The sequence below is a fragment of the Luteimonas endophytica genome (genome assembly GCF_029887875.1).
GTDB classification, from domain to species: Bacteria; Pseudomonadota; Gammaproteobacteria; order Xanthomonadales; family Xanthomonadaceae; genus Luteimonas; species Luteimonas endophytica.
Window position 1 is genome coordinate 139010 of sequence record NZ_JARXRM010000019.1, and the last position, 12647, is coordinate 151656.

Here is a 12647-nt window from a genome sequence, read left to right on the forward strand (position 1 = left end):
ATGGTGTCCGGTATCGTGACGACGATCCTGCTGCTGCTGTTCGTGGCGGGGTGGATCTGGGCCTGGAGCCCGCGCCGCAAGCGCGACTTCGACGAGGCCGCGCGCCTGCCGCTGAGCGACGGGGAGGAGCAGCGATGAGCACTGCATGGTCGTGGTACGTGATCGTGCTGATCGCGATCAACATCGGCGGCTGCGTGTGGCTGCTGTGGTGGACCGCGCGGCGGCGCCCCGGCGATCCGGCTCCCACCGAGACCAGCCACGTCTGGGACGGCGACATCACCGAGTACAACAAGCCGCTGCCGCGCTGGTGGATCAACCTGTTCTACATCACCATCGTGTTCAGCATCGGCTATCTCGCCTGGTATCCCGGGCTGGGGTCGTTCGCCGGTTACGGCGGCTGGAGCTCGCAGCTCGAGCACGAACGCGAGAAGGAGAAGCAGGACGCACGCCTGGAGGAGACCTTCTCGGTCTACGCCGGGCAGCCGCTGCCGGCGCTGGCGGCCGATCCCGACGCGATGCGCCTGGGCCGATCGATCTTCGCCAACACCTGCGCCACCTGTCATGGCTCGACCGCGCAGGGCGCCACCGGCTATCCGGACCTCACCGACGACGTCTGGCACTGGGGCGGCGAGCCCGAGCAGGTCCTGGCCACTGTGCTCGACGGCCGCGAGGGCGTGATGCCGCCCTGGGAGAAGGTGCTGACCGGCATGGGCGGGGACCAGGCGATGACCGCGATCGTCGCCTACACCCGCTCGCTGTCGCAGCCCCCCGGCGGCGACTACTTCGCCGCGCGCGGCAAGCCCCTGTACGAGGGCCTGTGCGTGGCCTGCCACGGCGCCGACGGCACCGGCAACGAGGCGCTCGGCGCGCCCGACCTCACCGACGACTATTGGCTCTACGGCGGCAGCAGCGAGGCGCTGTTCGCCAGCATCGGCGAGGGCCGCCACGGGATCATGCCGGCGCACCGCGAGCTGCTGGGCGAGACCCGCGCCCGGCTGGTGGCGGCGTACGTCTGGTCGCTGTCCAATCCCGCACCGGCCGCCGCGGCCGCAGGCACGGCGCAGTGACCGAGGCGCCCGCCGCCTACGACCACCCGCCGCGCCCGATGGCGCAGAAGCTCGGCGCGATCCTGTGGCCGAGCTTCTTCGCCGCGGGGGTCGCCACCATGGTGTTCTTCGCCTTTGTCGATCCGCTGCTGCTGCGCGACATGACCTTCCCGTCGTTGCCGATGGCCCGCGGGCTCGGCTACACGCTGGGCTTCTTCACGTTCTGGGTGGCCACCGCTTCGTCCAGCCTGTTCACCTGGTGGCTGCTGCGCCCCGCCAGCCGCTTCAACCGCGCGCTGCCGCCGGAGCGCTGAGAATGGCCGGGCGGATCCCACTGGAGGTCGTCGACGACGGCGGCGGCAGCCTCTACGTCAGCGAGGGCAAGATCTATCCGCGCGAGGTTTCTGGGCGGTTCGACCGCCTGCGCAAGATCGCGGTGGTCTGGCTGCTGGGCATGTTCTACGCGTTTCCCTGGCTGCGCTGGGACGGGCGCCAGGCGGTCCTGTTCGACCTGCCGGCGCGGCAGTTCCACGTGTTCGGGCTCACCTTCTGGCCGCAGGATTTCCTGTTCCTGGCGCTGCTACTGATCATGGCGGCGCTGGCGCTGTTCTTCTTCACCGCGCTCGCCGGCCGGCTGTGGTGCGGGTACGCCTGCCCCCAGACCGTCTGGACCGAGGTGTTCCTGTGGATGGAGCGCTGGACCGAGGGCGACCGACACCGGCGGATGAAGCTGGACGCGGCGCCGTGGTCGGCGGACAAGCTGCTGCGCAAGGGCGGCAAGCACCTGCTGTGGCTGGTGTTCGCGCTGTGGACCGGTTTCACCTTCGTCGGCTTCTTCACCCCGATCACCGATCTCGGCGCACGCCTGGTGCCGTTCGCCTGGGGCGGCTGGGAGACGTTCTGGGTGCTGTTCTACGCGCTGGCCACCTGGGGCAACGCCGGCTTCCTGCGCGAGCAGGTCTGCAAGTACATGTGCCCGTACGCGCGCTTCCAGAGCGCGATGTTCGACCGCAATACCCTGCTGATCGCCTACGACCCCATGCGCGGCGAGCCGCGCGGCCCGCGCAAGCGCGGCCTGCTCGAGGGCGTGCAGGAACGGGCCCGCGGCCTGCTCGACAAGGTCACCGCCTACGACTACGTGTTCCGCGCCGCCCAGCATCCGACCGCGGCCGACAACCGCGCCCAGGCGCACGGCACCATCACCTTCGACCCGGGCCAGGCGGAGCCGCTGCCGAAGTTCGCGCCCGAGGAACTCGGCGACTGCATCGACTGCACCATCTGCGTGCAGGTCTGCCCGACCGGCATCGACATCCGCAACGGCCTGCAGTACGAGTGCATCGCCTGCGGCGCGTGCATCGACGCCTGCGACGAGGTCATGGACCGGATGGGCTACCCGCGCGGGCTGATCCGCTATTCCACCCAGAACGCGATCGACGGCAAGCCGACCCGGGTGCTGCGGCCACGCGTGCTGGCGTACGGCGCGATCCTGCTCGCGGTGATGGCGGCATGGGCCTGGGGGGTGGGCAACCGCAGCCCGCTGATCGCCGAGGTGCTGCGCGACCGCAATGCGCTCTATCGCGAGGTCGCCACCGGCGTCGAGAACGGCTACACCCTGAAACTGGTGAACAAGAGCAATGACGCGGCCAGCTACCGCGTCTCGCTGGAGACCGAAGTGGCGGGCATGCGCCTGGTGGAGCCGGCCGCGCCGGTGCGGCTGCGGCCGCAGCAGGTGCTTTCGCTGCCGGTGGTGGTCGCCGCCCCGTCCGGCACCGGCGGGCGCCATGAGGTGCGGTTCATCGTCGAGGCGGTCGAAGGCGATACGCTCGCCACCGTGGACAGCAGCTTCTTCGGGCCGACGCGATGACCGATCACCCTTCCCCCTGGCGCAACCCGGTGATCTGGCTGGTGATCGGGCTGCCGTTGGTGGCGATCGTCGCCGGGGTCGGCCTGGTGGTGGTGGCCAGCCGCAGCGGAGGCTCCGACGCGATTCCCGACACGGTGCGCCGCACCGCGCAGGTCCAGGTGGCCGATCTGACCCCGGACGCCGCGGCCCAGCGCGAAAGGCTCAGCGCGGTATTGCGCTTCGACGCGGAACGCGGGCTGGTGGAGGTGCTGCCGGTCAGCGGCCGCTTCATGCGCGACGAGCCACTGCGGCTGACCCTGGCGCATCCCGCGCGCGCCGACGACGACCGCGAACTGCAGCTCGCGCCGACCGAGACCGGCTGGCGCGCCGAGGCCGCGCTCGACACCGGCCACGACTGGAACCTGCGCCTGACGGCAGCCGACGGCCGCTGGCGCCTGCAGGGCCGCCTGGCCCGCGGCGAGCTGGCCGCGCACATGCACCCGGCGCTGCTGGACGACGCCGCCGGGCAATGAGCATCGCCCTGCCCCACGGCTCCGCGGTACCGGCGGTTTCCGGGCCGGCGGAGGCTGCCGGCTGCCACCATTGCGGGCAGGCGTTGCCGGCGGCGCCGGCCGAATGCATGCTCGACGGGCGCCGCCAGCGATTCTGCTGCGAGGGCTGCGCGGCCGCCGCGCAGTGGATCGGCGAGGCCCGCCTCGGCGACTACTATCGCCTGCGCACCGCGCCCGCCGAGCGCATCGACCCCGATGCCGACTTCTCGCTCTGGGACCGCGACGAGGTGCAGGCGGCGCACGCCCGCGAAGTGCCCGGCGGCCGCGAGATCACCCTGCTCACCGACGGCATGCGCTGCGCCGCCTGCGCTTGGCTGATCGACCGCGCGCTGGCGCGCGAGCCGGGCGTGCTGGAGGCCGGCGCCAACGCCGTCACCGGCCGGATCCGCATCGCCTGGGACCCGGCGCGCACCGCGCTGTCCGCGCCGCTGCGGCGGCTGGCGGCGCTGGGCTACCGGCCCTACCTGGCCACTGGCGAGGCGCGCGAGCGCGAACGCCGGCGCCAGCGCAACCGCGACCTGCTGCGCATCGGCGTGGCCGGCCTGGGCGCGATGCAGGCGATGATGCTGGCCGAGGCGCTGTACCTGGATTTCTCCTCCAGCATGCCGCTGCCGACCCGCGACTTCTTCCGCTGGGTCACGTTCCTGGTCTCGACGCCGGTGGTGTTCTTCGCCGGCTGGCCGTTCCTGGCCGGGGCCTGGCGCGAGCTCTCGCAGCGGCGCCTGGGCATGGACGTGCTGATCGCCGGCTCCACCCTGCTCGCCTGGGGCGCGAGCGTGGTGGAGACGCTGCGCGGCGGCGCCCACGTCTGGTACGACGCCGCGGTGATGTTCGTGTTCCTGCTCCTGGTCGCGCGCCTGCTGGAGCAGCGCGCGCGGGCGCGCGCCAGTGCCCAGGTGGACGCCCTGGCGCGGGCGCGGCCGGCGTTCGCGGTGCGCGAGCGGGCCGGCGGCGGGCGCGAGACGGTTGCGCTGGCGGCGCTCGGCCCCAACGACATCGCCTGCGTGGCGGTGGGCGGGGTGGTTCCCGCCGATGGCGTGCTGCTCGATCCGGCGAGCTTCGAGGAGGCGCTGCTGACCGGGGAATGGACCCCGGTCTCGCGCCAGCCGGGCGAACGGGTCTATGCCGGCACGCTCTGCCGCGATCGCCCGGCGCGGTTGCGCATCACCGATACCGGCAGCGGCACCCGGCTGTCGCAGCTGACCCGCCTGGTCGAGGCGGCGCAGGACCAGCGCCCGCCGCTGGCGCTGGCGGGCGAGCGCATCGCCCACCACTTCGTGCTCGGGCTGCTGCTGGCCGCGCTTGTGGTCTACCTCGGCTGGCGCGTCCACGATCCGGCGCGCGCGCTCGAGGTCACCCTGGCGCTGCTGGTGATCAGCTGCCCCTGCGCGCTGACCCTGGCGGTGCCGGCGGCGCTGGCGACCGCCAACGGCGCCCTGGCCCGGCTCGGCGTGCTGGTGCTCGGCGAGCGCGCGCTGGAGCGGCTGGCCGCCGCCACCGACCTGGTCTTCGACAAGACCGGCACCCTCAGCGACGGCAGGCCGGTGCTGGTCGCGGTCGAGCCGGTGGCCGAACTGGACCGCGCGTCGGTGCTCGCGATCGCAGCCGCGCTCGAACGCGACAGCGGACATCCGCTGGCGCGGGCGTTCGCCGCGGTGCCGCAGCGCCTGCATGCCAGCGGGGTCCGTGCGGTCGCAGGCCAGGGCGTCGAGGGCAGCGTCGACGGCGCGCGCTGGCGCCTCGGCCGGGCCGCCTTCGCCAGCGGCGGAGACGGAGCCGGCGAGGACGGCGGCGAACTCTGGCTCGGCGACGGCAGCCGCGCCGTGGCGCGGTTCCGCACCGGCGAGGCCGCACGCGACGACGCGGCCGCCGCGGTCGCGCAGCTGCAGGGCCTCGGCCTGGAGGTGCACCTGTCCAGCGGCGACGCGGAGGCGCCGGTCGCGGCGTTCGCCCGCGCGCTCGGCATCGCCCGGGTCCACGCCCGCCAGAGCCCCGAGGACAAGCTCGCCTACGCGCGCGACCTGCAGCGCCACGGCCGGGTGGTGGCCATGGTCGGCGACGGGCTCAACGACGCCCCGGTGCTGGCCGGCGCCGATGTCTCGCTGGCGGTGGCCGAGGGCGCGCCGCTCGCGCAGCAGAGCGCCGACCTGGTGCTCACCGGCCGTTCGCTGGCCAGGGTGCCCCAGGCGGTGGCGGTGGCGCGCCGGACCCGCCGGGTGATCCGTCAGAACCTGGGCTGGGCGGCGGGCTACAACGTGGTCGCGCTGCCGCTGGCCGCCGCGGGCCTGGTGACGCCGTGGCTGGCGGCGCTGGGCATGGCGCTGTCCTCGCTGCTGGTGGTCGGCAACGCGCTGCGCCTGGCGCGGGTGCCGGCCGGGGCCGGCGCATGAACATCCTGCTGCTGCTGATCCCGCTGAGCCTGGTGCTGGTGCTGGTGGCGGTGGGGGCGTTCGTCTGGGCGGTGCGGCGCGGCCAGTTCGACGATCTGGACACCCCGGCCATCGACATCCTCGGCGACAACGACGCGCCGCTCCCGCCCGCCGAGAGCGCCGGGCGCGGCGAACCCCGCCCGGGGGCGCGGAACGGCGATGCCGGTTGACTGGCTCACCCTCGGCGCGGCGCTGCTGGCCGGACTGATGGGCGGCGCGCACTGCGCCGCCATGTGCGGCGGCATCGCCACCGGCTTTTCGGCGATGGCGCCCGGCGGCGGCTGGCGCGCCGCGCTGGAACCGAACCTCGGCCGGGTCGGCGGCTACGTGCTGGCCGGGGCGATCGCCGGCGGCATCGGCCACGGGATCGTGCGCGCCGCGCAGCTGGAGTGGCTGGCCTGGGGCCTGCGCGCCGCGGTCGGCCTGGTGCTGGTGGTGGTGGCGGCGCGGCTGCTCGACCGCCGCGGCCGCCTCGGCTTCCTGTCGCGTCCGGCCGCCGGCGCCTGGAGCCGGCTGCGGCCGCTGCAGCGCCGGCTGCTGCCGGCGGACACCAGCGCGAAGCGCATCGGGCTGGGGGTGCTGTGGGGGTGGCTGCCGTGCGGCCTCAGCACCACCCTCCTGGTCGCGGCCTGGCTGCAGGCCGACGCCCGCAACGGCGCCCTGACGATGGCCGCGTTCGGCCTGGGCACCCTGCCGGTGATGGTTCCGCTCACCTGGACCGGCGCGCGCCTGGGGCGCTGGCTGCAAAGGCCGCGCTGGCGCACGGCGGCCGGCCTGCTGGTGCTGGCGGCCGGCCTGCTCACGCTGGGGGCGCCGTGGCTGATGCAGATTCCGGCGCTGCACGGGCCGCTGCAGGCGCTGGGCTGCGCCCCGCCGCGGCTCTCCTGAACCGCGCCCCCCACCGTTGCGCCGCCCGGGCACCGAATCCGGCGCGCGCCTGATCTGGATCAATTCGCTCGGTCGAGGCCTGGGCCAGACTGTGCCCATCGAATCAACCACACCCACTGGAGTCACCCGATGATCCGTCAACTTTCCGCCTTTGGCCTGCTATGCGCCGTCGGCCTGGGCGCGCTGTCCGTGTCCGCCCCGGCCCAGGCCGCCGGCTGCAGCGCCACCGTCGAAGCCAACGACGCCATGCAGTTCTCGACCAGGGCGCTGAGCGTCCCGGCTTCCTGCAAGGAGTTCGAGGTCACCCTCAAGCACACCGGCCAGCTGCCGGTGGTGGCGATGGGCCACAACTTCGTGGTCGGCAAGACCGCCGACATCGGCGGCATCAATGCCGAGGGCATGGCCGCCGGCGCCGAGAACGACTACGTCAAGCCCGGCGACGCGCGGGTGATCGCCGCCAGTTCCCTGGTCGGCGGCGGCCAGAGCACCACGGTCAAGATCCCGGTGGGCAAGCTGAAGGCCGGCGAGGACTACACCTTCGTCTGCACCTTCCCCGGTCACGCCGCCATCATGCGCGGCACGCTGACCCTCGGGCAGTAATCCCGCCCTCCTCCCCGGCCGGGCCCCGGCCCGGCCTTCCGGCAGGTGGAACCGGCACGTCCGGTCCCGCCTGTCGCTTTGTTGTCCGGACCCCTGCACGCGCATGACCGACCACGCCCTCCCCGGCCGCGAGGATCTCGCCCGGCTGGTCGACCGCTTCTACGAGAAGGTGCGCCACGACGCGCTGCTCGGCCCCGTGTTCAATGCGGCGATCGACGACTGGGATGCGCACAAGGCCACCCTGGTGGAGTTCTGGAGCTCGGTGACGCTCGGCACCGGCGGCTACCGGGGCAATCCGATGGCCGCGCACCGGCCGCATCCGATCGTCGATCAGCACTTCGCGCATTGGCTGGCGCTGTGGCGCGAAACCGCGCTCGAGGTGCTCACGCCGGGCCAGGCCGCGCTGGTCGGCGATCGCGCCCAGCGCATCGCCACCAGCCTGCGCTACGGCCTCGGGCTCGATCCGCGGCGCCCGCTGCGCAGGAGCTCCCCGTGCGCGCATCTGCCCGGCGATTGATTCTGGTCAAGGCACGGCCGCCCCCGGCTGCCTAGTCTGGCCGCATGCACAACTCGCCCACCCTCGACACCGCACTGCTGCAGCGCTACGACCGCCCCGGCCCGCGCTATACCTCCTATCCGACCGCGCCGCAGTTCGGCACCGGCTTCGGCGAAACGCAGTTGCGCGAGGCGGTGCTGGCCAGCAACGGCGATCCGATCCCGCGCCGGCTGTCGCTGTACCTGCACGTGCCGTTCTGCATGAGCCCGTGCTTCTACTGCGGCTGCAACCGCATCATCACCCGCGACCTGGCCCGCGGCGAGCACTATCTGGTGCGGCTGTACCGCGAGATCGCGGCAATGGCGGCGCTGTTCGACCGCGACCGCGAGGCGATCCAGGTGCACTTCGGCGGCGGCACCCCGAACTTCCTCTCCCCGTCGCAGCTGGGCGAGGTGCTCGACGCGCTGCGCCGCCAGTTCCTGTTCTCGTCCAGTCCCGAGCGCGACATCTCGATCGAGCTGGACCCGCGCTTCGTCTCCCCTGCCGACATCGGCGAACTGGCCGCATCCGGCTTCAACCGCGCCAGCCTCGGCGTACAGGACTTCGACCCGGCGGTGCAGGCCGCGGTCAACCGGATCCAGTCGGTGGAGCAGACCCTGGCGATCATCGAGGCCTGCCGCCACCACGGCTTTCGCTCGGTCAACGTCGACCTCATCTACGGCCTGCCGCGGCAGACCCCGGAGGGCTTCGGGCGGACCCTGGACACGGTGGCGAAGGCACGCCCGGACCGGCTGGCGGTGTACGGCTATGCCCACCTGCCGGAGCTGTTCAGGCCGCAGAAGCAGATCGACGCCTCCGAGCTGCCGGACGCCGCCACCCGCCTGGCGCTGCTGCAGCTGGCGATCGCCAAGCTCACCGACGCCGGCTACGTCTACATCGGCATGGACCATTTCGCGCTGCCCGACGACGAGCTCGCCACCGCGCAGGCGCGCGGCGGCCTGCACCGCAACTTCATGGGCTACACCACCCATGCCGATACCGACCTCGTCGGGCTGGGGGTCAGCGCGATCAGCCACATCGGCGACACCTTCAGCCAGAACCCGCGCGACCTGCCGAGCTGGCAGCTGGCCCTGGACGAGGGCCGGCTGCCGGTGTTCCGGGGCATGCGCCTGACCGAGGACGACCAGCTGCGCGCCGACCTGATCCAGGCGCTGATGTGCCAGGGAGAGATCCCGGTGGGCGCGCTGGAACGGCGCTACGCCATCGAATTCGACCGCTATTTCGCCGCCGAGCTGGAGCGGCTGCGGGCGCTGGCGGCCGACGGGCTGGTGCGGGTCGCACCCGGGCGGATCCGGGCGACCTCGCAAGGACGGCTGCTCCTGCGTAACATCGCGATGTGCTTCGACCGATACCTTCACCAGCCGGCCGCCCCGGCGGCCGACCCGACCCCGCGTTTCTCGCGCGCCATCTGAGCCCGCGGGGGCGCGGCGCGTGAGCGGGACCACGTTCCCGCGCCAGGACGGCCGCACCCTCGCCGACGACGGCGACGCCCTGCATTTCTGCTCCACCTGCGCGTTCTCGCAGGCCTGCATGGCCGAGGGCATGGACAAGGCCGACCTGCTCGACCTGCACATGCTGGTCGAGCACGTCGGCCCGCTGCGCGCCGGCGACCACGTGTTCCGCGAAGGCGACGCGTTCGAGGCGATCGCGGCGGTCCGCTCGGGCACGGTCAAGACCTATACCGTCGACCGCGAAGGCCATGAGCACGTGCTTGGGTTCTATTTCCCCGGCGAGGTGATCGGCCTGGACGGCATCCACGGCGACCGCTACCCGTGCAACGCGGTCGCGCTGGATACCGTGATGCTGTGCCGGTTCTCGTTCCCCAAGATCTCGGTGCTGGCGACCCAGCTGCCCGGCCTGCAGAAGCACCTGTTCCGGCTGCTCAGCCGCGACATCGGCAGGGCCGCGCTGCTGGCCGGCGACTGGACCGCCGACCAGCGCATGGCGGCGTTCCTGATCGGCCTGTCGCGCCGGCTCGCCGCGCGCGGGTTCTCGCCCAACCGCTTCCAGCTGACCATGGCGCGCACCGACATCGCCAACTACCTGCGCCTGGCCCCCGAGACCGTGAGCCGGGTGCTGCGCCGGTTCCAGCAGGACGGGCTGCTGCGGGTCGACCGCCGCGAGGTGGACCTGCTCGACCGCACCCAGCTCGACGCCCTGGCCGAGCCGCTGCTGCGCGACTGAGCGCCGCGCGGCCGTGGCCGCGCCCTTCACATCGACGATGACATGGTCGGGCCCGGCGTCCGGGGGGTGCCGGGTCGCGCTCGCGCGGCGCGGTCGCGCCGCGGGCCTCGCGACGATCTGCCGGCCGCTTGACCTGGGTCATCGCCGCCGCCGCGCCGCGTCAGCAGCATTCGTGGATTCATCCAGGGAGAGTGCGTCATGGGCGACACCCGCAAGCTGTGGATAGGGCTGGCGATCCTGCTGATCGCCTCGTTCTCGGTGCTGCTGTGGTCCGGCACCGAGATCAACCGCAACGCGCCGCCGATGCCAGAGCGGGTGCTGGCGGAGGACGGCAGCGTGGTCTACACCCGCGCCGATCTCGAGCGCGGGCGCCAGGTCTGGCAGTCGATCGGCGGCATGCAGCTGGGCTCGATCTGGGGCCACGGCGCCTACGTCGCGCCGGACTGGAGCGCCGACTGGCTGCACCGCGAGGCGGTGACCATCCTCGAGCGCTGGGCGCGGGCCGAACACGGCAGCGCCTTCGCCGAGCTGCCGGCCGACGACCAGTCGGCGCTGCAGGGCCGGCTGCAGCGGATGATGCGGCGGAACACCTACGACGTGGACGCCGGGACGATCACCCTGAGCGCCGACCGGGTCGCGGCGATCTCCGACGTCGCCGACCACTACATCAGCCTGTTCGGCAACGCACCGGAAACCGCCGAACTGCGCGAAGCCTACGCGATGAAGAACGATACCGTGCCCGATGCCGAACATCGCCGCGCGCTGGCCTCGTTCTTCTGGTGGACCGCCTGGGCCGCCACCACCGAGCGCCACCTGGGCGCCGACGACACCGTGGCGCCCGAGCGCCCCGCGTTCGAGAACCGCAAGGTCACCTACACCAACAACTGGCCCGGCGAGCCGCTGGTGGGCAACACCCCGCCGCCGAGCACCTGGGTGTGGTCGGCCTTCAGCGTGCTGTTCCTGATCGCCGGCATCGCCATCCTCGGCTGGCACCACGCCGTCACCCACGGCCAGGACGACGGCCACCGCATCCCCGACAAGGATCCGCTGGCGGCGCTCAAGGTCACCCCGTCGATGCGCGCCACCGCCAAGTACTTCTGGGTGGTGCTGGCGCTTTTCCTGGTGCAGATCCTGTTCGGCGCGATGACCGCGCACTACCAGATCGAGGGCCAGGAGGCCTACGGCTTCGCCCTGGCGGAAATCCTGCCGTACTCGATCACCCGCACCTGGCACACCCAGCTGGCGGTGCTGTGGATCGCCACCGCCTGGCTCGGCACCGGCCTGTACATCGGCCCGGCGATGTCGGGCCACGAGCCGCGCTTCCAGCGGCTCGGCGTCAACGTGCTGTTCGTCTGCCTGCTGATCATCGTGGTCGGCGCGTTCGCCGGGCAGTGGTTCGCGGTGATGCAGAAGCTCGGCCTGGACAACAACTTCTGGTTCGGCCACCAGGGCTGGGAATACGCCGACATCGGCCGCTTCTGGCAGTGGTTCCTGTTCATCGGCCTGCTGCTGTGGCTGGTGCTGGTGGGGCGCTCGCTGTGGCCGGTGCTGACCGGGCCGCGCACCGACACCAAGGCGATCGTCGGGCTGCTGTTCCTGTCCACGGTGGCGATCGGGATCTTCTACGCCGCCGGCCTGATGTGGCGCGAGCACACCCACATCTCGATCGTCGAGTACTGGCGCTGGTGGCTGGTCCACCTGTGGGTGGAAGGCTTCTTCGAGGTCTTCGCCACCGCGGTGATGGCGCTGATCTTCACCAGGCTCGGGCTGCTGCGCGCCTCCACCGCATCGGTGGCGGTGCTGTTCGCCACCATCGTGTTCATGACCGGCGGCGTGCTCGGCACCCTGCATCATCTGTACTTCGTCGGCAGCCCGACCGCGGTGATCGCGCTCGGCGCCAGCTTCAGCGCGCTGGAAGTGGTGCCGCTGGCCTACATCGGCTTCGAGGCCTACCACACCTGGCGGCTGGGCAGGGCCACGCCGTGGATGCAGCGCTACCGCTGGCCGATCTACTTCTTCCTGTCGGTCTCGTTCTGGAACCTGGTCGGCGCCGGCCTGTTCGGCTTCCTGATCAACCCGCCGCTGTCGCTGTACTACATGCAGGGCCTCAACCTGACCCCGCTGCACGGCCATACCGCGCTGTTCGGCGTCTACGGCATGCTCGGCATCGCCCTGGTGCTGTTCTGCATGCGCGGGCTGCGCCCCAACCAGGTGTGGAACGAGAAGGCGCTGCGGCTGAGCTTCTGGGGCCTCAACATCGGCCTGGCGCTGATGGCGGTGCTGACCCTGCTGCCGCTGGGCACGATGCAGCTGCTGGCGGCGATCGAGCACGGCTACTGGTACGCGCGTTCTGCGGACTTCATGCAGAAGCCGATCGTCGACTTCCTGGTGTGGATGCGGGTACCGGGCGACACCATCTTCAGCGTCGGCGCGGTGGCGCTGGTGTACTTCGTGATCCGGCTGTGGATCAGGCCGAAGCTGGAACAGCCCGATGCGGAACGCTCCGAGGTCCGCAGCGGCTGATGCCCG

Annotated in this window: 13 protein-coding genes; all 13 read left to right on the forward strand. The window is 72.2% G+C overall.

The window, feature by feature from the left end; genetic code table 11:
- Positions 1 to 138: a cbb3-type cytochrome oxidase subunit 3 gene (locus QFW77_RS04395; protein ID WP_280573084.1), complete on the forward strand. Its 138-nt coding sequence runs from the start codon at positions 1 to 3 to the stop codon at positions 136 to 138.
- Entirely contained in the window at positions 135 to 1067 is a 933-nt protein-coding gene (gene ccoP / locus QFW77_RS04400; protein ID WP_280573086.1) for a cytochrome-c oxidase, cbb3-type subunit III, read from the forward strand. Before QFW77_RS04395 ends, ccoP begins: the two co-directional genes overlap by 4 nt.
- 38 nt (positions 1068 to 1105) lie before the next feature.
- Positions 1106 to 1360 carry a hypothetical protein gene (locus QFW77_RS04405; protein WP_280573203.1) on the forward strand — a complete coding sequence of 85 codons (255 nt, stop codon included), beginning with the start codon at positions 1106 to 1108 and terminating at the stop codon, positions 1358 to 1360.
- A gap of 2 nt (positions 1361 to 1362) precedes the next feature.
- Positions 1363 to 2910 (forward strand): 4Fe-4S dicluster domain-containing protein, encoded by a 1548-nt coding sequence (locus QFW77_RS04410; RefSeq protein WP_280573087.1) that lies wholly within the window; start codon positions 1363 to 1365, stop codon positions 2908 to 2910.
- A complete protein-coding gene (locus tag QFW77_RS04415; protein ID WP_280573089.1) occupies positions 2907 to 3422 on the forward strand; it encodes a FixH family protein in 516 nt (171 codons plus the stop codon). Before QFW77_RS04410 ends, QFW77_RS04415 begins: the two co-directional genes overlap by 4 nt.
- Positions 3419 to 5851 (forward strand): heavy metal translocating P-type ATPase, encoded by a 2433-nt coding sequence (locus tag QFW77_RS04420; protein WP_280573090.1) that lies wholly within the window; start codon positions 3419 to 3421, stop codon positions 5849 to 5851. The genes QFW77_RS04415 and QFW77_RS04420 overlap by 4 nt, the downstream gene beginning before the upstream one ends.
- Entirely contained in the window at positions 5848 to 6060 is a 213-nt protein-coding gene (ccoS, locus tag QFW77_RS04425) for a cbb3-type cytochrome oxidase assembly protein CcoS (RefSeq protein WP_280573091.1), read from the forward strand. The genes QFW77_RS04420 and ccoS overlap by 4 nt, the downstream gene beginning before the upstream one ends.
- Positions 6050 to 6778 (forward strand): sulfite exporter TauE/SafE family protein, encoded by a 729-nt coding sequence (locus QFW77_RS04430; RefSeq protein WP_280573092.1) that lies wholly within the window; start codon positions 6050 to 6052, stop codon positions 6776 to 6778. Before ccoS ends, QFW77_RS04430 begins: the two co-directional genes overlap by 11 nt.
- A gap of 129 nt (positions 6779 to 6907) precedes the next feature.
- Positions 6908 to 7378 (forward strand): azurin, encoded by a 471-nt coding sequence (gene azu / locus QFW77_RS04435; RefSeq protein WP_280573094.1) that lies wholly within the window; start codon positions 6908 to 6910, stop codon positions 7376 to 7378.
- Between the two features lie 103 nt (positions 7379 to 7481).
- Positions 7482 to 7895: a group III truncated hemoglobin gene (locus QFW77_RS04440; protein ID WP_280573096.1), complete on the forward strand. Its 414-nt coding sequence runs from the start codon at positions 7482 to 7484 to the stop codon at positions 7893 to 7895.
- Between the two features lie 44 nt (positions 7896 to 7939).
- The gene (gene hemN / locus QFW77_RS04445; protein WP_280573097.1) at positions 7940 to 9346 is read left to right on the forward strand and encodes an oxygen-independent coproporphyrinogen III oxidase; all 1407 of its coding nucleotides are present in this window, start codon (positions 7940 to 7942) and stop codon (positions 9344 to 9346) included.
- 19 nt (positions 9347 to 9365) lie between these two features.
- Entirely contained in the window at positions 9366 to 10118 is a 753-nt protein-coding gene (locus QFW77_RS04450; RefSeq protein WP_280573099.1) for a helix-turn-helix domain-containing protein, read from the forward strand.
- Between the two features lie 198 nt (positions 10119 to 10316).
- Positions 10317 to 12641, forward strand: a complete 2325-nt coding sequence (locus QFW77_RS04455) for a nitric-oxide reductase large subunit (RefSeq protein WP_280573100.1) — start codon at positions 10317 to 10319, stop codon at positions 12639 to 12641.
- The last annotated feature ends 6 nt before the right edge of the window (positions 12642 to 12647 follow it).